The 26,045-nt window shown below is 68.3% G+C and carries 15 protein-coding genes; 14 read left to right on the top strand and 1 reads right to left on the bottom strand.

What is annotated here, in order from left to right:
* Positions 1–88: 88 nt before the first annotated feature.
* A complete protein-coding gene (locus V9K93_RS11010) occupies positions 89–880 on the top strand; it encodes a DsbC family protein (RefSeq protein WP_046983859.1) in 792 nt (263 codons plus the stop codon).
* Positions 881–960: 80 nt separating this feature from the next.
* Here the strand turns inward: V9K93_RS11010 and V9K93_RS11005 are convergent, their stop codons facing one another.
* Positions 961–3,072 carry a glycosyl hydrolase family 18 protein gene (locus V9K93_RS11005; protein ID WP_136638607.1) on the bottom strand — a complete coding sequence of 704 codons (2,112 nt, stop codon included), beginning with the start codon at positions 3,070–3,072 and terminating at the stop codon, positions 961–963.
* 839 nt (positions 3,073–3,911) lie between these two features.
* Between V9K93_RS11005 and purL the strand changes: the two genes are divergently transcribed.
* From purL to V9K93_RS10940, 13 genes are all read left to right on the top strand, one after another.
* Complete coding sequence (purL, locus tag V9K93_RS11000) at positions 3,912–7,796, top strand: phosphoribosylformylglycinamidine synthase (RefSeq protein ID WP_337302552.1); 3,885 nt, start codon at positions 3,912–3,914, stop codon at positions 7,794–7,796.
* A 438-nt stretch (positions 7,797–8,234) separates the two neighbouring features.
* Complete coding sequence (locus V9K93_RS10995) at positions 8,235–15,413, top strand: ESPR-type extended signal peptide-containing protein (protein ID WP_337302551.1); 7,179 nt, start codon at positions 8,235–8,237, stop codon at positions 15,411–15,413.
* A gap of 158 nt (positions 15,414–15,571) precedes the next feature.
* Positions 15,572–17,425: a S8 family peptidase gene (locus V9K93_RS10990; RefSeq protein WP_295380585.1), complete on the top strand. Its 1,854-nt coding sequence runs from the start codon at positions 15,572–15,574 to the stop codon at positions 17,423–17,425.
* Between the two features lie 136 nt (positions 17,426–17,561).
* Positions 17,562–19,283 (top strand): type II secretion system ATPase GspE, encoded by a 1,722-nt coding sequence (gene gspE / locus V9K93_RS10985; protein ID WP_136638604.1) that lies wholly within the window; start codon positions 17,562–17,564, stop codon positions 19,281–19,283.
* A 24-nt stretch (positions 19,284–19,307) separates the two neighbouring features.
* Positions 19,308–20,528: a type II secretion system protein XpsF gene (gene xpsF / locus V9K93_RS10980; protein ID WP_136638603.1), complete on the top strand. Its 1,221-nt coding sequence runs from the start codon at positions 19,308–19,310 to the stop codon at positions 20,526–20,528.
* Between the two features lie 49 nt (positions 20,529–20,577).
* Positions 20,578–21,021 (top strand): type II secretion system major pseudopilin GspG, encoded by a 444-nt coding sequence (gspG, locus tag V9K93_RS10975; protein WP_004142831.1) that lies wholly within the window; start codon positions 20,578–20,580, stop codon positions 21,019–21,021.
* Between the two features lie 6 nt (positions 21,022–21,027).
* A complete protein-coding gene (xpsH, locus tag V9K93_RS10970) occupies positions 21,028–21,522 on the top strand; it encodes a type II secretion system protein XpsH (RefSeq protein WP_136638602.1) in 495 nt (164 codons plus the stop codon).
* Positions 21,519–21,938, top strand: a complete 420-nt coding sequence (xpsI, locus tag V9K93_RS10965) for a type II secretion system protein XpsI (protein WP_136638601.1) — start codon at positions 21,519–21,521, stop codon at positions 21,936–21,938. Before xpsH ends, xpsI begins: the two co-directional genes overlap by 4 nt.
* Positions 21,935–22,567 (top strand): type II secretion system protein J, encoded by a 633-nt coding sequence (locus V9K93_RS10960; protein ID WP_136638600.1) that lies wholly within the window; start codon positions 21,935–21,937, stop codon positions 22,565–22,567. The genes xpsI and V9K93_RS10960 overlap by 4 nt, the downstream gene beginning before the upstream one ends.
* Positions 22,564–23,427 carry a type II secretion system minor pseudopilin gene (locus V9K93_RS10955; RefSeq protein WP_004142842.1) on the top strand — a complete coding sequence of 288 codons (864 nt, stop codon included), beginning with the start codon at positions 22,564–22,566 and terminating at the stop codon, positions 23,425–23,427. The genes V9K93_RS10960 and V9K93_RS10955 overlap by 4 nt, the downstream gene beginning before the upstream one ends.
* Positions 23,424–24,569, top strand: coding sequence for a PilN domain-containing protein (locus V9K93_RS10950; RefSeq protein WP_337302550.1), 1,146 nt, complete (start codon positions 23,424–23,426; stop codon positions 24,567–24,569). The genes V9K93_RS10955 and V9K93_RS10950 overlap by 4 nt, the downstream gene beginning before the upstream one ends.
* Positions 24,550–25,263 carry a type II secretion system protein GspM gene (gspM, locus tag V9K93_RS10945; RefSeq protein WP_337302627.1) on the top strand — a complete coding sequence of 238 codons (714 nt, stop codon included), beginning with the start codon at positions 24,550–24,552 and terminating at the stop codon, positions 25,261–25,263. The genes V9K93_RS10950 and gspM overlap by 20 nt, the downstream gene beginning before the upstream one ends.
* Entirely contained in the window at positions 25,253–26,044 is a 792-nt protein-coding gene (locus V9K93_RS10940) for a hypothetical protein (RefSeq protein WP_337302549.1), read from the top strand. The genes gspM and V9K93_RS10940 overlap by 11 nt, the downstream gene beginning before the upstream one ends.
* The last annotated feature ends 1 nt before the right edge of the window (position 26,045 follow it).

Raw genomic sequence — 26,045 nt, 5'->3', positions numbered from 1 at the left:
ACCCGGGCCCCGGGCCGTGCGCAATGTCGCGGCCCGGTACAGGTGGCTGTGTCAGAATCCGGGGTCTTCTTCTGCTGCGGACCGCTCCATGCTCCGATTTGCCATCGCCGCCGTGTTCGGTGCGCTCAGCCTGACTGCCTGCGCCCAGCCGGCCCCGCCGGCCGCCAAGGCACCCGCTACCGCTGCTGCGGCCAAGGCTGCCAGCCCGGCTGCCAACGGCTCGGCCGACCAGGCCGTGCGTGCCGCGCTGACCGCGCTCAATCCAGGTTTCGAAGTGGATTACATCGGCGCCGCGCCGTTCCCCGGCTTCCGCGAAGTAGTGGTCTCCGGCCAGCTGCTGTACGTGTCCGATGACGGTCGCTACCTGTTCCAGTCGCAGCCCTACGACACCCGCGCCAAGGGCCCGGCCAACAGCGAGGGCCTGCTGGGCTACCGCCGCGACCTGCTGGCCAAGGCCAACCACGGCGACCGCATCGTGTTCGCTGCGCCCAATGCCAAGTACACCATCAGCGTGTTCACCGACATCGAGTGTGGCTACTGCCGCAAGCTGCACCAGGACATCGCCGAGCTCAACCGCAACGGCATCAGTGTCGAGTACCTCGCGTTCCCGCGCATGGGCCTGGGCAGCAAGGACTACACCGACATGATCTCGGTCTGGTGTGCGGCCGATCGTCGCCAGGCGCTGACCAGCGCCAAGCGCGGTGGCAGCGTGCCGGCCAAGAACTGCACCAACCCGGTGGCGATGCAGTACGCACTGGGCCAGCAGCTGGGCGTGAACGGTACCCCGGCGATCTTCGCCCCGGACGGTACCCAGCTGGGCGGCTACCTGCCGCCGGCGCAGCTGCGCGCCGCGTTGGAAAAGCTGTCGGCCAAGCGCTGATCAGGAAACCGCCGGGCCATGCCCGGGGATGCATCATGCGAGCGAAGCCGGGGATGCGTGTCGCACCCCCGGCTTTTTTCTTATTGCAGGCCGTCACTGACCGCCTTGGTCAGCGTGCCCTGCGCATCGTCACCACTGAACTCCCAGACGAACGCGCCACCCAGGCCCTGGGTTTTCACGTAACCCATCTTGCGGGTGATGTTGGCCGGGGTATCGAAGCTCCACAACGTGCTGCCGTTGTAGATCCAGGTGGCACCGGCGGTGTTGTCGGTGTAGCCCGGCCACGCCAGGTTCTTCAGTACCTTCCAGTCTTCGATGCCGGCCTCGTAGGTGCCCGGGGCGGCGCCGGTCGCGGTCTGGTACAGGCCGTTGTTGGCGTTGGCCACACCGGTCCAGCCACGCCCGTAGTAACCAATGCCCAGGTTGAGCTTGGCTGCAGGCACGCCACGGCTGATGAAGGCCTCGATGGCGTCGTTGCTGTTGTACAGCTTCTGGTCGCCGGTCGAAGGATCATTGGGTGAATCGAACAGCGCCGACTGGTGATTGGTCTTCGCATCCCACGCGCCGTGGAAGTCGTAGGTCATCACGTTGATGTAGTCCAGGTACGGGTGGTAGGCGGCAGGGTCGGTGACGCGGATCTTGTCGATGCCGGCACCCACCGCCACCGTCAGCAGCAGGCCCGGACGCACCGCATCGAGCTGGCGACGGAATTCGGCCATCAGCGCGGTGAAGTTGGCGTTGTCTTCCGGCTTGCCACATTCGATGCCACACGCCACCGGGTATTCCCAGTCGATGTCGATGCCGTCGAACACGCCCAGCGCGGCACCGGCGCCACCGGCACCGTCGGTCACCGGCAGGTTGCCCTTGATGTAAGCGTCGATGCACGAGGCGACGAAGGCCTGGCGGTTTTCCGGGCGCGCCGCGCTGGAGAAGCCGCGCGACCAGGTCCAGCCACCCAGCGAGATCAGCACCTTCATGCCCGGGTACTTGGCCTTGAGCTGCTTGAGCTGGTTCCAGTTGCCGCGCAGCGGCTGGTCCCAGGTATCGGCGCTGCCACTGACACTCTCGGCGGCGCTGAAGGCCTTGGTGTAATCGGCGAAGGCGTCGCCACCGGCACCGCTGTTCGGATCCGACGGTTGGGTGATGCCCACTTCGCAGCGGTTGTTGCGCACGTTGCCGAAGGCGTAGTTGATGTGGGTCAGGCGCGCGGCCGAACCGCTGCTGTCGATGTTCTTGACCCGGTAGTTGCGGCCGTAGATGCCCCACTGGGTGAAGTAACCGATGACCCGCTTGCCGGTGCCGCCGCCATTGCCGGCCAGCGTGGTGGCGCTGATTTCGGTGCCCTGTGCCGACGCATTGCCGGCGTTGTCGCGGGCGCGCACGCGGTAGCGGTAGGTGGTCGACGCGGTCAGCCCGCCATCGACATAGCTGGCACTGGACGGCGAGCCGACCAGGCTGCCGTTGCGGTACACGTCATAGCCGGCCAGGCCGCTGCCGCCGGTGTTGTCGGTGGAGGGGCTCCAGCTCAGCGCGATGCTGTTGGCGGTGCGGGTGCCGACCGCCAGCCCGCCCGGCACGCTCGGCGCGGTGGTATCGCCACTGGCGGTGTTGACGGTGATGCTGATGGTCGCCGTGCTGGCGGTGGCGTTGTTGTTGTCGGTGGCTACTGCGCGAAGGGTGTGGCTGCCGGCGCTGGCATTGGCCCAGCTGGCCGCATACGGCGCATTGGTGGCCACGCCCAGCGAGCTGCCATCGCGGAAGAATTCGACCTTGGCGACGCTTCCGTCCGCATCGCTGGCATTGGCGGTCACGTTGACCGTGCTGCCGGCGCTGAAGGTGGCGCCATTGGCCGGCGAGGTCAGGCTGACCACCGGCGGCTGGTTGCTGCCGCTGCCATCACAGGCACCGAGGTTGGTGTAGTAGGGCGCACCGGCAGGATGGTCCGGCGGCGCGTTCCAGATGTCCTGGTTCGCCCGATAGAGGACGCCTCCCTTCTGCAGGGTATCGCCGGCCCGGTAGATCTTGGCCTGGTCCCACTGGGCCACCCCGGCACAGCTGGCGGCCTGCGCCAGGCCGGGCAGGGCAACGGCCCCGGCAAGGGCCAGCAGCCAGGCCAGACGGCGCGGGCGACAGCGGTGGAGGGAGCGTTCGGCACTGCGGACATCGGCACTCAGCACAAGCGGGTCGTACATGGTGTGTCTCCGATCGATCGGTTGGCGCGCGGGCCCGGATGGCGCCGCACGTAACGCAGGTCCGGACATCGCCCGGGAAGGCGACGGAGGGGGACGGACGGAGGTACCTGGGAGGCCGGGGAGAGAGTCCGGCGCCAGGTAGGGACAACGTTGTCATCAATCGCGTGGTCAATCCGTGAGCGAGTGCATGGTTCGGGGATTCGGGCGGAGAGCGGCGCTGCGCGCGGTCGGTAGCCATCGGCGGAGCCCCCTCGTGGCTGGGGCTTTCCGCGAACAGCGGATTTCTGGGGGGTGGCCGGATGGGTGGGCTGCGCAGGGGACGCTGCAAGTACGTCCATGTAAGCTCGATCGCCGCATCCATGCGGCTCACGCCCCTGCGCAGCCCACCCATCCGGCCCCTGACAGATTCCTGCGCGGTCAGCCACGAAAGTCGAACAAAAAATCAAGATCAAACGCCGATCGCTTCGCTCTCAGGCGTTTGATTGCAGGCATCTCCCTGGTTGCCGGCCAGCGGCCGGCACTACCGGGGAGCATCCACGCATGGTGTGGATCTACCGCAGATCGCGGGAAATTGTTGAAGGCGGGGTGGGTCCGGTTGCGGGGGTGTGAGCGGCATGGATGCCGCGACCAAGCCCCCATGGATGGGTTTACGGCGTCCCCCGCAACCGGACCCACCCCGCCATCCCACAGGAAACCCGCTATTGCTGTGGCTTTTGCCCTTGCTCTGGCTGTGGCCTTGGCTTGGGCGCCTCTGCGGGTGCCGGGCGCCGCCCGGCCAGAGCCCATCCGCCGCTTCCGGTACAATGTCGGGCCCGTTTCCCAACTACGGTTCCCCGGACATGATGGTCCTCGAGGGCGCGCCCGCCCTGTCGCCGTTCCGCCGCGAACGTCTTGAATCCCGCCTGCAGTCCATCGCTCCCTCCCTGCGCATCAGCGGTGCCTGGCACGTCTACTTCGTGCAGCCCGAAGGCAGCGCCGCCCCCGACCTCACCACCCTGTGCCGCATCCTCGAAGCTGCGCCGCAGGCCGAGGCCGTGGCCGAAGGTGCGGTCAGCCGCATCGTGGTGCCGCGCCTGGGCACGCTGTCGCCGTGGTCGAGCAAGGCCACCGAACTGGTGCGCGGTGCTGGGCAGCCGGTCAGCCGGGTCGAACGTGGCCTGCGCATCGATGTGCAGGGCTGGCCGGCCGATGCCGCCACCCAGCAGGCGCTGGTCAAGGCGCTGCACGACCCGATGACGCAGTCGGTGCTGGAGAACGTCGAGCAGGGTCAGGCCCTGTTCTCGACTCCGGCCCGGGGCGAACTGGAGCGCGTGCCGGTGGACCAGCTGGAGGCCGCCAACCAGCGCCTCGGTCTGGCCATGGCGCAGGACGAGATCGATTACCTGCGCGAGCGCTTCAGCGCGCTGGGTCGTTCGCCGTCGGACGTGGAACTGATGATGTTCGCGCAGGCCAACTCCGAGCACTGCCGCCACAAGATCTTCAATGCCAGCTGGACCATCGACGGCCAGGAGCAGGACCGCTCGCTGTTCCGGATGATCAAGAACACCCACCAGCAGACCCCGCAGCACACGCTCAGCGCGTACAGCGACAATGCCGCAGTGATCGAAGGGCATCCGGCGTCGCGCTATCGCCCGGACCCGGCCAGCGGCGAGTACCGCAGCGAGCCGAGCGTGCCCAGCGCGTTCCAGATCAAGGTGGAAACGCACAACCATCCGACCGCGATCGCTCCGTTCCCGGGCGCCTCGACCGGCGCCGGCGGCGAGATTCGCGACGAAGGCGCGACCGGTCGCGGTGGCAAGCCGAAGGCCGGCCTGAGCGGCTTCTCGGTCTCGCACCTGCGCATTCCCGAGCTGCCGCAGCCGTGGGAGGCGCCGCGCGCGCTGAATCCGCGCATGGCGCCGGCGCTGGAAATCATGACCGACGGCCCGCTGGGCGGCGCTGCATTCAACAACGAGTTCGGCCGCCCGGCCCTGCTCGGCTACTTCCGCAGCTTCGAGCTGCCGGAAGGCGCCGACCTGGTGCGTGCCTACGACAAGCCGATCATGCTGGCCGGTGGCCTCGGCGCCATCGATCGCGTGCAGGTCGACAAGATCCTGCTGCAGGACGGCGATGCCGTGATCGTGCTCGGCGGCCCGGCGATGCTGATCGGCCTCGGCGGCGGTGCCGCCAGTTCGGTGGCCTCCGGTGAAAGCGCCGAGGACCTGGACTTCGCCAGCGTGCAGCGCGACAACCCGGAAATGGAGCGCCGCTGCCAGGAGGTCATCGACCGCTGCGTGGCGATGGGTGCCGACAACCCGATCAAGTTCTTCCATGACGTCGGTGCCGGTGGCCTGTCCAATGCCATCCCCGAGCTGCTGCACGACTCCAAGGTCGGCGGCATCATCGATCTGGGCAAGGTACCGACCGACGACCCGTCGCTGTCGCCGATGCAGTTGTGGTGCAACGAGTCGCAGGAACGCTATGTGCTCGGTGTCGCGCAGGAGCGCCTGGCCGAGTTCGCCGCACTGTGTGCCCGCGAGCGCTGCCCGTTCGCCGCGGTCGGCGTGGCCACCGCCGAAGAACACCTGGTGGTGGCCTACGGTGCTGTTCCGGGCAACATTCCGGCCGATGCGCCGATCGACCTGCCGATGGACGTGCTGTTCGGCAAGCCGCCGAAGATGCACCGCGACACTGCGCACCCGCCGGCACCGCGCTGGCCGGCGCTGAAGACCGGCGGCCTGGACCTGCAGGAAGCCGGTCTGCGCGTGCTTTCGCACCCGACGGTGGCCTCGAAGAACTTCCTGGTCACCATCGGCGACCGCAGCGTTGGTGGCCTGACCGCGCGCGAGCAGATGGTCGGCCCGTGGCAGTTGCCGGTGGCCGACGTGGCGATCACCCTGGCCGACTTCAACGGCGTGGCCGGTGAAGCCATGGCGCTCGGCGAGCGCACCCCGCTGGCGCTGCTGGATGCCGCAGCGTCGGCACGCATGGCGGTGGGTGAAGCATTGACCAACCTGTGCGCTGCGCCGGTCGATGCGCTGGACGAGATCAAGCTGTCGGCGAACTGGATGGCCGCTGCCGGCCACCCGGGCGAAGATGCGCTGCTGTACGACGCGGTGAAGGCGGTGGGCATGGAATTGTGCCCGCAGCTGGACATCAGCATCCCGGTCGGCAAGGACTCGCTGTCGATGCAGGCGCAGTGGCACGACCAGGGTGAGGCGCACAAGAGCGTGTCGCCGGTGTCGCTGGTGATCACCGCGTTCGCGCCGGTCGCCGACGTGCGCCAGCAGTTGACCCCGCTGCTCGATCGCGAAGTCGAGAGCGAGCTGTGGCTGATCGGCCTCGGCGCCGGCAAGCAGCGCCTCGGTGGTTCGATCCTTGCCCAGGTGCATGCCGATCATGGCGACCTGCCGGCCTTCGCCGGCGCCGCGCCGGACCTGGATGACCCGCAGCGCCTGCGTGGCTTCTTCGAACTGATCCGCGATGCGCGCCAGTCCGGGTTGCTGCTTGCTTACCACGACCGCAGCGACGGTGGTGCCTTCGCCGCACTGTGCGAAATGGCCTTCACTTCGCGCCTGGGCCTGGACATCACCCTCGATGCCTGGGGCGATGATCCGTTCCGCAGCCTGTTCAACGAAGAACTGGGTGCAGTGGTGCAGATCGCGCGCGAAGACCGCGCTGCCTTCGCCGACCTGGTCGAGCGCCATGCCCTGACCGAATGCGCGCAGCGCATCGCCAAGCCGACCACCGCACCGGTGGTGCGCGTGTCGCTGGGCGGCGAGAACCTGGCTGAATGGCGCTGGGACGCGCTGTTCGATGCCTGGTGGTCGGTCACCCATGCCATGCAGAAGCGCCGTGACAACCCGGCCAACGCCGACGCCGAGCGCGAGATTGCCCGCGCCTTCACGGCGCCGGGCCTGAAGCCGAAGCTCAGCTTCGACCTCAACGAAGACGTGGCCGCTCCGTTCATCAGCACCGGTGCGCGTCCGCGCGTGGCCGTGCTGCGCGAGCAGGGCGTCAATGGTCAGATCGAAATGGCGAATATCTTCGAACGTGCAGGCTTCCGCGCGTTCGACGTGCACATGAGCGACCTCATCGAAGGCCGCGTGGCGCTGCAGGACTTCACCGGCCTGGTCGCCTGCGGTGGCTTCAGCTACGGCGACGTGCTGGGTGCCGGCCGTGGCTGGGCGACCTCGATCCTGGAGCGCAGCGCGCTGCGTGATGCCTTTGCTGCGTTCTTCGCCCGCGAGGACAGCTTCGCGCTGGGTGTGTGCAACGGCTGCCAGATGATGAGCCAGCTGAAGGGCATCATCCCCGGTGCCGAGCACTGGCCGCAGTTCCGTCGCAACGCCAGCGAGCAGTTCGAAGCCCGCACTGCACTGCTGGAGGTGGTGGAATCGCCGTCGATCCTGCTGCGTGGCATGGCCGGATCACGCCTGCAGGTGGCGGTGGCGCATGGTGAAGGCCAAGCGGTGTTCGACAACGCCGTCGACCAGGCCGCCGCGCGCGTCTCGCTGCGCTACATCGATGGCAATGGCAACGTCGCCAGCCAGTACCCGCTGAATCCGAACGGTTCGCCGGACGGTATCACCGGCCTGACCAGCACCGACGGCCGTGTCACCATCATGATGCCGCACCCGGAACGCACCCCGCGCGCGCTCAACATGAGCTGGGCCCCGGCCGAGTGGCAGGGCGATTCGCCGTGGATGCGCATGTTCCGCAACGCGCGGGTGTGGTGCGGCTGATCGCACTGCATCGCGCAGGCCTCAATGCCAACGCGTATGGAAAAACCCGCCGTTGATCGGCGGGTTTTTCTTTGCGCGATTGAAACTCCAGTTGTGACCGCTAGTTACATGCATTTTCATGCGTCGAGGAATCGTCACGCATGCATAACAAAATCATTTCATAAACAGGTGAAATAGTGATGTGCTTCACGGCAATAGGATTTGCCGTGTCAAAGTCTTGACGATCTGCAAAGTTGCCGTTAACACTTGAACCCCGTTTCAGAATCATTCATTTCGCAGTAACCGCTTGGCGCACGCGCTCGGTTTTCTGTCGCTGCGCGCCGTTCGGCAATACCCCGCAGTAAATCACGCGAATAAGCGCCCCCAGGGGACGTTGGGCCGGAAAGCCCAGCGGTGGCGTTGCTTTGCCCAAAACCAGTCCAATCAGGAGCCGTACCGATGAATCGGATTTATCGCAAGGTCTGGAACAAAGCATTGGGTCAGTTGGTGGTGGCCTCGGAACTGGCCTCCTCCGGCAGCAGCGGCGGCGTCGTCGACCAGCGCCGCGATGCAACGCAGGCTGCGCCCGCACGGTTGGCGATGGCACTGGGCCTGGTATTGGGATTGGGCATGAGCGCTATCGCTGCGGCACAGTCGGTGCAGATCGGCGGCAGCGCCACCTGCGTCGCATTCAGCGGCAAGCTGCTCGAAAAGTGCCTGATCGAAGGCACGGCTACGGCCAAGGGCAGCAACGCGGTGGCGATCGGCAGCAACAGCAGCGCCAGTGCTGCCAACAGCGTGGCGCTCGGCGCCGGCTCCAAGGCCACCCGTGCAAACACCGTGTCCGTCGGTGACACCGGCAAGGAACGGCAGATCACCAATGTTGCCGCAGGCAGCCAGGCCACCGATGCGGTGAACAAGGCGCAGCTCGATGCGCAGGCGCGTGCAACGCAGGCCGCGCTGGCCGACGTCGCCGCAGACGGTAACCGTTATTTCAAGGCCGACGGCGCTGGCGATGACAGCGACGCGGCGAAGATCGACGGGCAGGGCGCTCTGGCGGCCGGTGCCGGCGCACAGTCGCTGGCCAACGCCACCACGGCAGTCGGCACGCAGGCCATCGCCGCTGGCATCGGCGCGAGCGCCTTCGGCCAGGGCGCACTCGCGCTCGGCGATGCCAGCGTCGTGGTCGGGCAGAGCGCCGCGGCATTCGGTCTCGGCGACACCGCGGTTGGCGCAAGCGCTACCGCGGCCAGCGAAAACGGCGCGGCTACCGCACTCGGTGCACTGTCCGAAGCCACCGCTGATGGTGCGACGGCCGTCGGCGGCGGTGCCGTTGCGATGGGCCCGGGCAGCACCGCGCTCGGTCGCGGCGCTACCGCCGCCAACGAAGCGTCGATTGCAGTGGGTGCATTCAGCACCGCCGTCGGTGAATACAGCACGGCGCTGGGCTCGAACTCCGCTGCGGTGGCCACCGGCAGCGTGGCGCTCGGTGCCGGCTCGCTGGCCGACCGCGTTGATACCGTGTCCGTCGGTGCCGCCGAATACGGCCTGACCCGCCAGATCACCAGCGTGGCTGCCGGTACGGAAGATAACGATGCGGTCAACGTCGGCCAGTTGAAGGGCGTTGCCGCCGTGGCCGATGCCACCGCCAAGCGCTTCCAGGCCACCGGCAGCAGCAACAGTGATGCCGGTGCGCTGGCCGAGGGCGACGACGCACTGGCTGCAGGCGAGGCTGCCAACGCGATCGGCAACGGTGCTACTGCAGTTGGCGCTGGTGCTGGCGCCGTCGCGCAGAACGCCACCGCCGTCGGCAACAACGCGTTGGCCTCGGGCCAGAACAGTGCAGCGTTCGGCAACAACGCACAGGCCAACGGCCCGGGCAGTGTTGCCGTGGGCGGTGCTGCGGTGGACGCCAACGGCAACCCGCTGATCACCAGCGGTGGCGTACCGGTGGAAACCGGCGCCACCAGCGCCGGCGTCGGTGGCACTGCCGTCGGTGCCAGCGCTGAAGCCAGCGGTTTTGCCGCGTCGTCCTACGGCGTGGGTGCCTATGCTGCCGGCGCACAAGCGTCGGCGTTCGGTGCGGTGGCCAATGCCATCGGTGATTACTCCACCGCGTTGGGTACGCAGAGCAATGCCACCGGCACCAGCAGCGTCGCCATCGGCGGCCCGGCCGATCTGATTCCCGGCCTGGGCTTCTTCGTGCAGACCCAGGCCAGTGGCGAAGCCGCGACCGCCGTCGGCGCGGGCGCAATTGCCAGTGGCGATCGCGCAGTGGCCAACGGCAGCCTGAGCGAGGCCTCCGGTGCCGAAGCCACTGCCGTTGGCTACTTCGCCTATGCACCGGGCGAGAACGCCAGTGCCCTCGGCGCTCAGACCTGGGCCAGTGGCGCGCAGAGCACTGCCGTGGGCTACTACGCCACCGCACGCGGCGCCAACAGCGTCGCGCTCGGCGCGAATTCCGAAGCGGTGCGCGCCAACAGCGTGGCGGTGGGCAGTGCCGGCAACGAGCGGCAGATCACCAGCGTTGCCGCCGGCAGCGAAGCTACTGATGCGGTGAACAAGGCGCAGCTGGATGCCGTGGCCAGCACCGCCGACACCACCGCTCGTTTCTTCCAGGCGCAGCCGGAGGCGGGCAATGACGCCGGCGCACTGGCTGATGGCGAGGGCGCCATCGCCGTCGGTTCCTCGAGCAATGCGATCGGTGCCGGCGCCGTTGCGCATGGCGCCGCCGCGTCGGCCATCGGCGATGACAGTGTGGCGGTAGGCCGCAACAGTGCTGCCACCGGCAATGGTGGCGTTGCCATCGGTGGCCTCGGCCAGGCCTATGATGAATTCAACCAGCCGATCATCGGTGCCGACGGCAAGGCACAACAGGTCGGCACCACCGCCGTTGCCGATGCCACCGCAGTCGGCAGCGGCGCACAGGCCACCGGGGCTGCCAGCAGCGCATTTGGCAATGCTGCCAAGGCCAGTGGTGACAACAGCTTCGCCGCAGGCGGCAAGTCACGCGCCACCGGCAGCTATGCGGTTGCAGTCGGCGACAGCGCGTTCGCCAGCAGCGATGACAGCACCGCCGTCGGTGGATACAGCTGGGCCACCGCCAGTGGCGCCGCGGCATTCGGTTCGGGTGCATGGGCGACTGCCACCAACGCGTCGGCGTTCGGCAACGCGGCCTGGGCCAGCGGCAGCGGCGCAACGTCCATCGGTTACAACAGCTGGGCCAACGGTGCCAGCTCCACCGCTGTCGGTCGCGGCGCCTTCGGCTATGGCGACAACAGCGTGGCGTTGGGCTTCCAGGCACTGGGCAACAGCATCAACAGCATCGCCATCGGCACCAATACGGTGGCCGGTGGTGAAAGTGCCATCGCGCTCGGTGCCGGCAGCAATGCCAGCGCCAGCAACACGGTCGCGCTGGGCGCCGGTTCGGTCGCCAATCGCGCGCGCACGGTGTCGGTGGGCAGCGCCGGCAACGAACGCCAGGTCACCAACGTCGCCGCCGGCACCCAGGCCACCGATGCGGTGAACAAGGCGCAGCTGGATGCGGTTGCGACCACGGCGACAACCACCAGCCGCTTCTTCCAGGCCAGCGGCAACGGCGATGACGTAGCCGGTGCGCTCGTGGACGGTGACAACGCACTGGCCGCCGGTGATGCGGCCAATGCCATCGGCAATGGCGCCACTGCGCTGGGCAGCGGCGCCAATGCGTTGGCCAACAATGCGCAGGCGGTGGGCTTCAATGCCCTTGCCAGCGCAGCCAATGCCAGCGCCGTCGGCGCCAACGCACAGGCCACCGGCGAGTACGCCACCGCGCACGGTGCGGAAAGCGAGGCCAGCGGCGAGCAGAGTGCAGCGTTCGGTGCGGCCAGCATCGCCAGCGGTGCCGGCAGTACCGCTACCGGCGTGCTGTCCGAAGCCTCTGGCGAAGAAGCCGTAGCTGTGGGTTACTTCAGCAATGCCAGCGGTGACGCGGCAACCGCCGTGGGTAGCGAAAGCGTGGCCAGCGGCACGGCGTCAGCGGCGTTCGGTATCGGTGCCGAAGCCACCGGTGGCTACAGCACCGCCATCGGTGGCTATGCACAGGCATCGGCGTTCAATGCCACGGCGTTCGGCAATTTCGCCAATGCGTCCGGTTCCAACAGCGTGGCAGTGGGTGGCGACTCGGAAGCGTCCGGCGCCTACAGCACCGCCACCGGCCAGGGCAGCCTGGCCACCGGCACCAACAGTGTCGCCGTCGGCGGCTCGCTGTTCGGCGTGCTGGCCACCGAGGCCTCGGGCAACTACTCCACTGCGGTGGGTGGTGGTGCCTGGTCGGGGGGCATCAACAGCACCGCACTGGGCAACGCCGCCGAATCGCGTGGTGCCAACAGCGTGGCACTGGGTGCGGACTCGATTGCAGACCGGGACAACACCGTATCGGTGGGCGGCGGTGGCAACACCCGCCAGATCACCAACGTGGCCGACGGCACCCAGGGCAACGACGCGGTCAACAAGAACCAGCTCGATGCGGTGGCCGCTGCGGCGGAAAAGACCAGCAAGCAGTTCCAGGCCAGCGGTAATGCCGATGGCGAAACCGGGGCGCTGGTCGAGGGTGACAATGCGCTGGCCGCAGGTGACGCCGCCAATGCCATCGGCAACGGTGCCACCGCGCTCGGCAGTGGTGCCAACGCGATCGCGGCCAACGCCACGGCGGTAGGCTTCGATGCGCTGGCCACCGGCAACAACGCGGCTGCTCTGGGCAGCACGGCACAGGCCACCGGCGAAGACAGCCTGGCGCTGGGTAGTGGCGCCAGTGCCAGTGAACTGGGCGCCAGTGCCACCGGCGCGCGTGCGCAGGCCAGTGGTGCGTACAGCACCGCCAGCGGCGCCGAAGCCAATGCCAGCGGCACCCAGGCATTGGCCAGTGGCTTCCGCAGCGCCGCGTCGGCCGATGGCACCACCGCCGTCGGCGGCTATGCCGAAGCCAGCGGTCGGCTCGGCACGGCATTGGGCTACGGCTCGGCAGCCAGTGGTGCCAACACCACGGCAGTCGGCTTCGGTGCCGCTGCGGCCGGTACCGGCGCCGTTGCCGTGGGTCAGTCCAGCGAAGCCAGTGGCGAAGAAAGCGTGGCGATAGGTGGCAGCACCTTCTTCGGCCTGATCCCGTCGCGTGCCAGTGGTACCGGTGCGGCAGCATTCGGCGCAGGCGCCTGGGCCACCGAAGACTACGCCACGGCGATCGGCTGGAACTCGTGGGCGGCAGGCGGCAGCGCCACCGCACTGGGTGCCAACGCCACCGCCAATGGCAGCAACAGCGTCGCGCTGGGCGCCGGTTCCAAGGCTGACCGTGACAACACCGTGGCTGTCGGCAAGACCGGTAGCGAGCGCCAGGTGACCCATGTCGCAGCAGGCAGCGAAGCCACCGATGCGGTGAACAAGGGCCAGCTGGATGCAGTGGCCAGTGTCGCCGACAAGACCAGCCGCCAGTTCCAGGCCAGCGGCAATGCCGATGGCGAGGCCGGTGCACTGGTGGATGGTGACAACGCACTGGCTGCCGGTAATGCGGCCAACGCCATCGGCAACGGCGCCACCGCACTGGGCAGCGGAGCCAACGCGATGGCGGCCAATGCCACCGCGGTGGGCTTCGATGCGCTGGCTACCGGCAACAATGCCGCTGCACTGGGCAACACGGCGCAGGCCAGCGGTGTCGACAGCGTCGCCCTCGGCAGTGGCGCCAGTGCCAGTGAGCTGGGTGCCAGCGCCACCGGTGCCGGCGCCCAGGCCAAGGGCGCCTACAGCACCGCCAGCGGTGCGCAGGCCACCGCCAGCGGCACGCAGTCGCAGGCCAATGGTTTCCGCGCCAGTGCTTCGGCTGACGGCGCGTCGGCCATTGGCAGCTACGCCGATGCCAGCGGCCGTCTTGGCACCGCCGTCGGTTATGGCAGCAAGGCCACCGGCGCCAATGCGACAGCGGTCGGTGTCAGCGCCAATGCCAGCGCTGCCGGCAGCGTCGCGCTGGGTGCTGGTTCGGTTGCCGACCGTGCCAACACCGTGTCGGTTGGCAGTGCCAGCAGCGATCGCCAGATCACCCGTGTCGCCGCCGGTACCGAGCGTACCGATGCGGTCAACCGTGGCCAGCTGGATGCCGTTGCCGCCACCGCAGACGGCACGGCGCGCTACGTCAAGGCCACCGGCAACGGCACGGCCAGCGCCAGCGGTACCGACGCCGCAGCCATCGGTTCGGCAGCCAGCGCCAGTGGTGCACGCAGCAACGCGCTGGGTGCCAATGCGCTGGCCATCGGCAACGGTGCATTGGCGCTGGGTACCAGTGCCGGTGCAACGGGTGCCAACTCGGTCGCGCTCGGCGCGGGTTCGCGAGCGCTCGATGCCAACGTGGTGTCGGTCGGTGGTGGCAACGGCACCGATGGTCCGGCCACGCGCCGCATCGTCAATGTGGCCGATGGCCGCATCGCCGCCGGCAGCACCGATGCGATCACCGGTTCGCAGCTCAACGTCACCAACCAGCGCGTGGGCGCAGTGGAAACCCGCGTCGGTGATTTCGATTCGCGCATCGCCACCGTTGAAACCACGGCGGCCAGCGCGGTGGGCTACGACGACGCCAGCCGTGATCGCCTGACCCTGTCCGGCTTCCAGGGCACCACCATCGACAACGTCGGTGCCGGCAGCATTGCGGCAGGCAGCCGGCAGGCGATCAACGGCGGCCAGTTGTTCCAGTCGCTCAGCGATGCCGCCAGCTTCCTCGGCGGTGGTGCCAGTGTCGGCATGCAGGGTGTGTTCGTGGCGCCGAACTATGTGATCCAGGGTGCTACCTACAGCAACGTCGGCGATGCACTGGGCGCACTCGACCGCAAGGTCAGCGAGATCGACCGCCGCAGCGCCGGTGGCACGCGTGCCGGTGCGTCCAGCCTGCGCGCGATGAGCGCCTCGCTGGATGACACTTCGTTGGCCAGCACCGCCGATGCCCCTGTGACGGCGGATGCGGCAGCGGCCAGCACCGCACGCGTGCAGGGCACGCCGACGGCCGCCGCAGCAGGTGCCGGCATTCCGGTCGGCACCCCGGCGAGCGGCCTCAATGCCGTCGCCATGGGGGATGGCGCCGTCGCCAGCGGTGCCTCGTCCACTGCCATCGGCCAGGGGGCGAATGCCAGTGCCGCCAATGCCGTGGCGCTGGGACAGGGCTCGGTCGCCGATCGGGCCAACACGGTGTCGGTGGGCAGCGAGGGCAACGAACGCCAGGTCACCAACGTTGCGGCCGGTACCACGGCTACCGATGCGGTCAACAAGGGCCAGCTTGATCGTGGCATGGCCACGGCCAACAGCTACACCGACAGCCGCGTCCAGGCTGTCACCGACAGCTTCGATGTGTTCAAGGGCGAGATCGACGGACGCCTGCGCCACATGGATCGCCGCATCGACCGCCAGGGTGCGATGAGCGCTGCAATGCTCAACATGGCCACCAGTGCTGCCGGTATCCGTACCCAGAACCGGGTCGGCGTCGGCATCGGTTTCCAGGGCGGCGAATCGGCGTTGTCGCTGGGCTACCAGCGTGCGATCAGCGATCGCGCCACGGTCACCCTCGGCGGTGCCTTCAGCAGTGACGACAGCTCGGTCGGCGTCGGTGCCGGTTTCGGCTGGTAAGCCATTCCATCGCGCCGGCGGCCACCCACGCCGGCGCAGCACCTGCAGTGAGGGCCTGGGGGGAGGTCACGGCAATCCCGGCTGGGCCGGCCGGGAGTCGTCAAGGAATGATGGCCGCAGTGTTGGTTCGAACCATGACCCAGAAGAGGAATTTCGACGTGATCAAGAAGCAGAACCTTCGCATCAATGTGCTTGCCGCCGCCGTGCTGTCGATGACGGCCGTCGGTGCCGTCCACGCCGCCGGCCTGCCGACCCGTGAGCCGGTGCGCCAGGCCAGCACCGCCCAACCGGGTGCTGAGCGCATCATCGTCAAGTACCGGGCCGGCGCTGCTGCCGCCACCGACCGCTCGGCGAAGCTGTCCACCGTGCAGTCGGCGCTGACCCGGGCCAGCCTGTCCGGCGGTACCTCACGTGCCAGTACCCTTGGCCCGCAGGTGGTACGCAAGCTCGCTACCGGTGCGGACCTGATCCGCGTGCAGGGCCGCCTGGCCCCGGCCGAACTGCAGCGCGTGCTGAAGGAACTGAAGGCCGACCCGTCGGTGCAGTACGCCGAAGCCGACGTGAAGCTGCGCCGCACCGAACTGCGTGCCGGCAACGTACAGCCGGCGCTGGTGCCGAACGATCCCTTCTACCAGCAGAACCAGTGGCACCTGCACAACGCCGTCGGTGGCATCAACGCACCGGCGGCGTGGGATGTCTCGCAGGGCGAGGGCATCGTGGTGGCGGTGATCGATACCGGCATCCTGCCGCAGCATCCGGACCTGGTCGGCAACCTGCTGGAGGGTTACGACTTCATCAGCGATGCGGAGACCTCGCGGCGCCCGACCAACGATCGCGTGCCGGGTGCGCAGGATTACGGTGATTGGGTCGAGAACGACAACGAGTGCTATGACGGCTCGCTGGCCGAGGACAGTTCCTGGCACGGCACGCACGTTGCTGGCACCGTGGCCGAGCAGACCAACAACGGCGTCGGCATGGCCGGTGTCGCCTACAAGGCCAAGGTGCTGCCGGTGCGCGTGCTGGGCAAGTGTGGCGGCTACCTGTCCGACATCGCCGATGCGGTGGTCTGGGCATCGGGTGGCACGGTGACCGGCATCCCGGCCAACACCAATCCGGCCGAGATCATCAACATGAGCCTGGGCGGCGGTGGCGCCTGTGCCAGCACCTACCAGGACGCCATCAACGGCGCCATCTCGCGCGGTACCACGGTGGTGGTGGCCGCCGGCAATGAAACCGACAACGCGTCCAAGTACCAGCCGGCCAGCTGCGAAGGCGTGGTGACCGTGGGTGCCACCCGCATCACCGGCGGCATCACCTACTACTCCAACTACGGTACCCGCGTGGATCTTTCCGGCCCGGGCGGTGGCGGCAGCGTCGATGGCAATCCCGGTGGCTACATCTGGCAGACCGGCTCCAATGCGGCGACCACGCCGGAATCGGGCACGCCGGGCTACATGGGCATGGGCGGTACCTCGATGGCCTCGCCGCATGTGGCAGCCGTTGCCGCACTGGTGCAGAGCGCGCTGATCGCCAAGGGCAAGGATCCGCTGACCCCGGCGGCGATGCGGACCCTGCTGAAGGAAACCGCGCGTCCGTTCCCGGTCGCCATTCCGGCGGCCACCCCGATCGGTACCGGCATCCTCGATGCCAAGGCCGCGCTGGCCAAGGCACTGGAAGAACCATGCACCGAGAACTGCGGGCCGGTGGCCACGCCACTGACCAACAAGGCGGCCATCGGTGGCCTGTCAGGTGCAGCCGGCAGCAGCAGGCTCTACAGCTTCGAAGCGGCTGCCGGCAAGCAGTTCAGCGTGATCACCTACGGTGGCACCGGCAACGTTTCGGTCTACGTGGCTGAAGGCCGTGAGCCCAGTGCCAGCGACAATGATGCCAAGTCGACCCGTCCGGGCACCTCCGAGACAGTGCGGGTGACCAAGCCGGTGGCGACCACCTACTACATCAAGGTGGTGGGTGAAGCGGCCTACAGCGGGGTGAGCATTCTCGCCACGCAGTAAGCTTGAACTGTCGTAGTTGAATGGCCGAAGCCCGTCATCCCATGTGACGGGCTTCGTCTTTTTACGAAAGGTGGCGGAGGGGCGGCGGAAATCATGGCTTAACTGCTAAAGTCGAACCGATTGACAGGAGAGTCATGTGAACGCGCTTGCTGCAACCGCTGCCGACACCGCCGAAGGTCGCATCCTGGATGCGTTGCTGGCGCGTGGCCGGCTGAAGGAAGGCGACCTGGCACGGGCGCGGCCGCTGCACGCCGAAGCCGGTGGCAGCCTGCTCGGCCTGCTGGTGCGGCTGGGGCTGGTCTCCGAACGTGACCAGGCGCAGGCCAGCGCCGAGGTGCTGGGGCTGCCGCTGCTGGAAGGCAAGCAGCTGCCCGAGGCGCCGCCACAGGGGCTGGCCGAGGGCCTGCCGCTGTCGCTGCGCTTCCTCAAGCAGTTCCATGTGTGCCCGTTGGCGCTTGATGAACAGGGCGTGCGGCTGTGGCTGGCCGATGCCCACGATCCCTATCCGCAGCAGGCCGTGCAGCTGGCATTGGGCGTACCGGTGACGCCAGTGCTGGGCATGCGCGCCGAGATCGATGATCTGGTCGAGCGCTGGTTCGGCCAGGGCCGTAGTGCGATGGGCGCGATTGTCGAGACCGCCGATGGCGAGGGCGGTGCGGTGGATGACATCGAGCACCTGCGCGACCTTGCCTCGGAAGCGCCGGTGATCCGCCTGGTCAACCTGGTGATACAGCGCGCGGTGGAGCTGCGCGCCTCGGACATCCATGTCGAACCGTTCGAAAGCCGGTTGAAGGTCCGTTACCGCGTCGATGGCGTGCTGGTGGAGGGCGAAAGCCCGCCGGCCAACCTCACCGCGGCGGTGATCAGTCGCATCAAGATCATGGCCCGGCTCAACATCGCCGAGCGCCGCCTGCCGCAGGATGGCCGCATCATGCTGCGCGTGCAGGGCAAGGAACTGGACCTGCGCGTCAGTACCGTGCCGACCGCGCACGGCGAAAGCGTGGTGATGCGCCTGCTCGACCGCGAAACGGTGGTGTTCGATTTCCACCGCCTCGGCTTCACCGACGCCTTCCTGCCGCAGTTCCGCAAGGTGCTGGAACAGCCGCACGGCATCCTGCTGGTGACCGGCCCGACCGGTTCGGGCAAGACCACCACGCTCTATACCGCGCTGAGCCAGCTGAACACTGCCGACGTCAAGATCATCACGGTCGAAGACCCGGTCGAGTACCAGATCGAGGGTATCAACCAGATCCAGGCCAAGCCGCAGATCGGGCTGGACTTCGCCAATGCCCTGCGCAGCATCGTGCGGCAGGACCCGGACATCATCATGATCGGCGAAATGCGCGACCTGGAAACCGCGCGCATCGCGATCCAGTCGGCGCTGACCGGCCACCTGGTGCTGTCCACCCTGCATACCAACAATGCGGCCGGCGGCATCACCCGCCTGCTCGACATGGGCGTGGAAGACTATCTGCTCACCTCCACCATCAACGGCATCCTCGCCCAGCGCTTGGTGCGCCGGCTGGAACCGACCCACGCCGAACGCTACGAAGCCTCGCCGGAGGAGATCGAACGCTTCGAACTGCGCCGCCTGCAGCCGCAGGGGCCGATCCACCTGTACCGCCCGAAGCCCTCGGCGCTGGCACCGACCGGCTACCTGGGACGTACCACCATCATGGAATTCCTGGTGATGAACGACGCGCTGCGGCGTGCGGTGATGCGCCGTGATGGCATGGGCGAGATCGAGCGCATCGCCCGCGAGGCCGGCATGCGCACCATGTACGAGGATGGCCTGTCCAAGGCGCTGAGCGGGCAGACGACCATCGAGGAAGTGCTGCGCGTGACCGAGGAAAGCTGATGCGCGCAGGACGCAGGGGCTGACATGCCGAACTACCGCTACAAGGCGCTCAACACGCACGGCGAGATCTTCGACGGGCAGATGGAAGCGGCCAGCGAGGCCGAGCTGGTCGCGCGCCTGCAGGACCAGGGCCACCTTCCGATGGAGACGCAGCTGGCTGACGGCGGGGCGATCGGCGGCAGCACCTGGCGCAACCTGTTCCGCCAACGCCCGCTGCAGGGCGCGGCACTGCTGCAGTTCACCCAGCAGCTGGCGACACTGCTCGGTGCCGGCCAGCCACTCGACCGCGCGCTGTCGATCCTGCTCGGCCTGCCGGAAGACGAACGTTCGCGGCGTGCGATCACCGACATCCGCGACGTGGTGCGCGGTGGTGCGCCGCTGTCCACTGCGCTGGAGCGTCAGCACGGGCTGTTCTCGCGCTTGTACGTGAACATGGTGCGCGCCGGCGAGGCGGGTGGCAGCCTGCACGACACCCTGCAGCGGCTGGCTGACTACCTTGAACGCAGCCGTGCGCTGCAGGGCAAGGTGATCAACGCGCTGGTGTACCCGGCCATCCTGCTGGTGGTGGTGGGCGGTGCACTGCTGTTCCTGCTCGGCTATGTGGTGCCGCAGTTCGCGCAGATGTACGAGAGCCTGGACGTGGCGCTGCCGTGGTTCACCAACGCGGTGCTGCAGTTGGGCCTGTTCGTGCGCGACTGGTGGGTGCTGCTGCTGGTGGTGCCCGCCGTGCTGGCGCTGTTCTTCGAACGCAAGGCGCGGCAACCGGTGTTCCGCCTGGCGCTGGATGGCTGGCTGCTGCAGCGGCGCGGCATCGGCCGACTGCTGGGCGAACTGGAAACCGCACGGCTGGCACGCACGCTGGGTACCCTGTTGCGCAACGGCGTGCCATTGCTGGGCGCGCTGGGCATCGCCCGCAACGTGCTGGGCAACCGCGCGCTGGCCGCCGATGTCGAGGCCGCCGCGGATGAAGTGAAGAACGGCGCCGGCCTGTCGCTGGCGCTGTCGCGCGGCAAGCGGTTCCCGCGGCTGGCCCTGCAGATGATCCAGGTGGGCGAGGAATCCGGCGCACTCGATACCATGCTGCTGAAGGCGGCCGATACCTTCGAACAGGACAGTGCCCGCCGCATCGACCGCCTGCTGGCAGCGATGGTGCCGGCGATCACTCTGGTGCTGGCCTCGGTGGTCGGTGCGGTGATCGTGGCCGTGCTGGTGCCGCTGTACGACCTGACCAATGCCATCGGTTGACGATGGATTCCTACGCAACCCCGACACTTCGTAACTGAAAGGACCGACCATGATTGCTTCCCGTCGACCGATCCGCCTTTCCTTCACCGCCGCGCGCAACCAGTCAGGCATGAGCCTGCTGGAAATCATCATCGTCATCGTGCTGATCGGTGCGGTGCTGACCCTGGTCGCGAGCCGCGTGCTGGGCGGCGCCGATCGCGGCAAGGCCAACATCGCCAAGGCGCAGGTGCAGACCGTCGCGTCCAAGGTCGACAACTACCAGATCGATACCGGCAAGCTGCCTGGCTCGCTCAACGATCTGGTGACCGCACCGGCGGGCGTCGGCGGCTGGCTGGGTCCGTATGCCAAGCCGGCTGACCTGAACGATCCGTGGGGCCACGCGCTGGAATACCGTGCGCCGGGTGAAGGCCAGCCGTACGAGCTGATCAGCCTCGGCAAGGATGGCAAGGCCGGCGGCAGCAGCGTCGACGCCGACATCCGCTACCAGCCTTGATCCTGCATGACGTATTTCCTGCCGCGCCGGCTGCCTCGCCCGCGCCTGCACGGCAGGCGCGCAGCGGGCCTGTCGCTGCTGGAAATGCTGCTGGTGATCGCGCTGATTGCAGCGATCGGCCTGATCACTGCTGCCGGCCTGTCACGTGGCTTTGCCGGCATGCAACTGCGCAGTGCCGGCAAGGACATCGCCAACCAGCTGCGGGTGGTACGCGCGCAGGCGATCACCCGGGGTGAACCGCAGCGCTTCGTGATTGAACCGGCGCGACGCCGCTGGGAAGGTGCCAATCAACGCCAGGGTGAAGTGCCTGCGCAGCTGCAGGTGCAGTTCGAAGGCGCCGCGCAGCTGGCCACCGCACCGGGGCAGGGCGTGATCGAGTTCCATCCTGATGGTGGTTCCAGTGGCGGCCGCATCCGCCTGCAGCGCGACGGTGCCGAGTGGCGCATCGATGTTGGCTGGCTGACCGGCGAAGTGCGCTCCGGCCCATGGCGGGCGCAATGAAGCGGCGTGCGCGTGGCTTCACCCTGCTGGAAGTGATCATCGCCTTCGCCCTGCTCGGGTTGGCGCTGACGCTGCTGCTGGGCAGCCTGTCCGGTGGTGCGAAGCAGGTACGCGAGGCCGGGCTGCGCACGCGCGCGGTGCTGCATGCGCAGTCGCTGCTGGCCGAGACTGGAGTCGCCACGCCGCTGCAGGTCGGCCGCCAGCAGGGCGACTGGGAGCAGGGCCGCTATCACTGGGAACTGCAGGTGCAGCCGTGGGTGGAGCCGCGTGCAGGTAGCGTGGTGCAGTCACAGTCGCCGGGTGCGCCCTGGCTGGCCGAGCTGCAGCTGCAGGTGCGCTGGGGTGACAGCGAGCGCGAACAGCTGCGCTGGCGCAGCCTGCGCCTGTTGCCGCCGGATCTGGAGAGCGCGCGATGAAACGGCGCGCTGCGGGTTTCACCCTGATCGAGGTGATGCTGGCCACGGTGCTGCTGGCCGGCGGCCTGGCCCTGGCATTCGCCAGCGTGCGCTCGGCGATGGCGGTCAGCCAGCGCGGCGAGCAGATCGCTGCCGAGAGCGAACGCATGCGCGCGGTGCAGGCGCTGCTGCGGCGTCAGCTGGCCGGCGCGCTGCGCACACCGCTGGAAGTACCCGACCCCACCCGTGAGCCGATCTTCTTCCAGGGCGAAGAACAGCGCATGTTGTTCGCCGCCGACCTGCCCGGCTATCTCGGCCGCGGCGGACCGTACCTGCACGCGTTGCAGGTGGACGGCCGCAGTGGCCAGCAGCGCCTGCTGCTGGACCTGGTGCTGCTGCAGGAGGGCGAGCGCATCGCAGAAACGCCGCCGCGTCCACCGGAAGTGCTGGTGGACGGCCTGAAGTCGGTGCAACTGCGCTATCGCGGCATTGACGCCAGCACCGGCCAGGTGACCGATTGGCTGCCGCGCTGGGACGATACGCGGCGCCTGCCGATGCTGGTGGAGGTACAGATCGTGCCGGCCAAGGGCGCGCCCTGGCCGGTGCTGGTGGTCGCACCGCGTGCCGGTGGCAGCGGAGGTGCGCGATGAACCGGCAGGGTGGCGCCGCGCTGGTGCTGGTGTTGTGGCTGATCGCGTTGATGACTGCACTGGTCGGCGCCTTTGCACTGAGCGCGCGGGTCGAGCACCTGCAGCAGCGGGTGCTGGATGACGACGCGCGCGGCCAGGAGCGTGCACGGGCCGGCCTGGAATACGCGCTGATGCGCCTGTCCGCCGATCCGCAGCGGGCCCCGTGGCGGGCCGATGGCCGTACCTATCGCTGGACGTTCGATGACGCCAGCATCGAGATCAAGGTGCTGGACGAGAACGGCAAGATCAACCTGAATCTGGCCGATGTGGCTCTGCTGACCGCTTTCCTCAAGGCGCTGGGCGAAGACGAAGGAGCCGCACGGCAGCTGGCCGGTGCCATCGTCGACTGGCGCGACGAGGACAGTCTGCTGCAGCCCGGTGGCGGTGCCGAGGCGCCCGACTATGCCGCGGCCGGGTTGCCGTATGGCCCGCGCAACAAGCGTTTCGAGACCCTGGGCGAACTGCAGCGGGTGCTCGGCATGCCCGGGCCGTTGTACCAGAAGATGCTGCCGCACCTGACCCTGTACAGCCGCCAGGCACGCCCGGATCCGCAGTTCGCCAGCGCACCGGTGCTGACCGCATTGGGGCTGGATGCCGACACCGTGCTGGCCCAGCGCGCCCAGCAGGAGCGTGATGCCGATACCGCTGCGGGTGCGACAACGCTTGCCAGCAGCAGTGGCACCTATAGTATCGAGTCCCGTGTCATCGACGGCAGTGGACGCCGGTCGGTGTTGCAGGCAGTGGTTCGCAATGGCTCGGGCGGGGTTCCCGGGCGGTCCTACACAGTGCTTCGCTGGGAGCAGGGAATGACAGCAAGATGACGGCTTGGCAGGACAGTCTGCGGCAGGTTCAGGGCCGGATCGGCCCGGGCGCTGGCCGCTTCCTGCGCTGGTGGCGGCAATCGCTGCTGGCGTGGGTGCCGGCACGTTGGCAGTGGGCGCTGGGTTGGGCACAAGCGCGCCTGCTGCTGCTGCGCGAGGGTGACCAGCTGCAGGTCTGGCGTGAGGCCGGCGAACGCCGCGAAGCGGTGGCGACCTTGCCGTGGCCGTTGTCGCCGGCCGAACTGGACCGCGTTCTGGAGCCGCGCCTGCGCAGCCTGCCGCGGGTGTGGCTGTTGCCGGCCAGCGAAGTGCTGCGTCGCCATTTGCGCTTGCCGGCGGCGGCGGCCGACCGCCTGCGCGCGGTGGTCGGCTTCGAGATCGACCGGCAGACACCGTTCGAATCCAGCCAGGTCAGCTATGACGTGCGTGAACTGGGCAGCGCCGGTGAAGGCCAGTTGCAGGTTGAACTGATCGCCTGGCCGCTGCGCCAGCTGGAGGCCTGGCGTGGCAGCGTGGGCGAGTGGGCCGATACGTTGGCCGCCGTCGACGCGATTGATGCGCAGGGCAATCCGCTGCACGTGAATCTGCTGCCGCCCGCGCAGCGCCAGCTGCGACCGGACCCGATGCGGCGCTGGAACCTGCTGCTGGCCCTGGCCGCGCTGGTGATGCTGGTGCTGGCCGCCCTGCAGCTGCTCGACAACCGCCGCGCCGCCGCCGATGAACTGCGTGCCCAGGTTGAACGCAGCGCGCGCAATGCGCGTGGCGTGGCCAGCGAACGTGCGCAGCTGCAGGCGCTGATCGACGGTGCCGCGTTCCTCGAAAAGCAGCGCAGCCAGCGCGCCGGCACGGTGGAAATCTGGAATGAACTGACCCGGCGCCTGCCGGAGGGCACCTACCTGGAAAAACTGGCCATCGAGAACAACAACCTGCAGCTGATCGGGCTCAGCCGCGAGGCCTCGCAGCTGGTGCAGCTGCTGCAGGATGCGCCGCAGTGGCGCAAGGTCAACCTGACCGGCGTGCTGCAGGCCGACGGTGCGGCCAGTGGCCGTGACCGTTTCACCATGACCGCTGAACTGCAGCCGATGGCGGCTGCGGCTCCGGAAGGGGAGGCGGCCGATGCCGATGCCAAGCGCGCGCCGTGACCGCTGGCTGGCACTGGCACTGCTGCTGGCAGTGCTCGGCCTGGCCTATCTGTTGCTGGTGCACCCCTGGTTCACCCAGCCGCTGCGTGAGATCGATGCCGATGTCGCGGCCCTGCGCGAGCGCGAGCAGCGTGTACAGGCGCAGCTGCAGCAGCAGCCGCAGATCGAACAGCGCCTGCGCGCTACCCGCGAAGCGTTGCAGCAGCGGCCGGGCTTCCTGCGCGAAGCCACCGCCGAAGCCGCCGCCGCCGCGCTGGGTGGCAAGCTGCAGGATGCCGTGGCGATGGCCAGCCCGGGTAACCGCAGCTGCACCATCAGCAACCGTACGCCGCTGACCGACAACCGTCGCGATGCCGAGTTCGTGCGCGTCGCCATGCAGGTACGCCTGCGTTGCGGCGTGGCCGAACTGGCCACCGTGCTGCACAGCCTGGAAACCGGCAGCCCGCGCCTGTTCGTCGACAACCTCAACCTGATCGCACAGCGTTTCCAGCAATCGCCGAACGAATCCGGGCTGGGCCTGGATGTGTCCTTCGAACTGGCCGGCTATCTGCTGCCGGGCGCTGCGGCCGAAGGGGCCACGCCAACACCCGCAACCGGGCCGGCCGGCACCCCGCAGCCGCCTGCATCGGCACCGGTGGCTGCACCGGTACCGGATGCACCGGCCGAGGGACAGGAGGTGGCCGATGAAACTTGAGCAGATCAGCCTGCGCACCGGTTTCCTGCTGGCCCTGGCGGGCTGGGCGGCAGCAGTCTGGCTGGCCACCGGCTTCGGCCTCGGCAGCCAGTTGCCGGGCGCCGATGGCAATGCCGATGCGGCGCCGTCACTGCCCGGCCTGCCGTCGCTTGCCGCCGAACGCATGGCCAGTGCGGACAGCTACAGCGCGATCGGCGAGCGCCCGTTGTTCGCCGAGGACCGCAAGCCAAAGCCCTATCTGCTTGGTGGCAGCGAGCCCGCTGCCAGCGCCGCATTGCGCCTGACCGGCGTGCTGCTGACTGGCGATTTCGGCATGGCCACGTTCACTACCGAACAGAACCGCTCGCTGCGCCTGCGCCTCAATGGTGAGGCCGTTGATGGCTGGCAGCTGGTCGCGCTGGCGCCACGCCAGGCTACCGTGATCGGTCCCGGTGGCAACCAGGTGCTGGAGCTGGCGGTGTTCAACGGTCAGGGCGGTGAGCCGCCCACCGTGCTGCGCGGCGCCAACGGTGCACCGCCGGCGGGTGGAATCATTGTGCCGCCCCCGGCAGGTGCTCCGCCGCCACCGCTTGCCGCTGCAGCAACGGCACAGCAGCCGCCAGGTGGGAGCGCAGCACCGGCGGCCACACCGGCGGCCACTACGCCTCCCGCCAACACCAACGGTCCCAGCGAAGCGCAGATGCAGGCCATCCGCGAACGCATCCAGGCCCGCCGCCGCCAGCTGCAGCAACAACAGCAGCAACAACCGTCGCCGCCCCCGGGCGATGGCACCAACCGATAGA

Source organism: Stenotrophomonas sp. CCNWLW162, from assembly GCF_037203745.1.
In the GTDB taxonomy this organism is placed as follows: Bacteria; Pseudomonadota; Gammaproteobacteria; order Xanthomonadales; family Xanthomonadaceae; genus Stenotrophomonas; species Stenotrophomonas maltophilia_AQ.
This window is presented reverse-complemented; position numbering and strand designations above follow the sequence as displayed.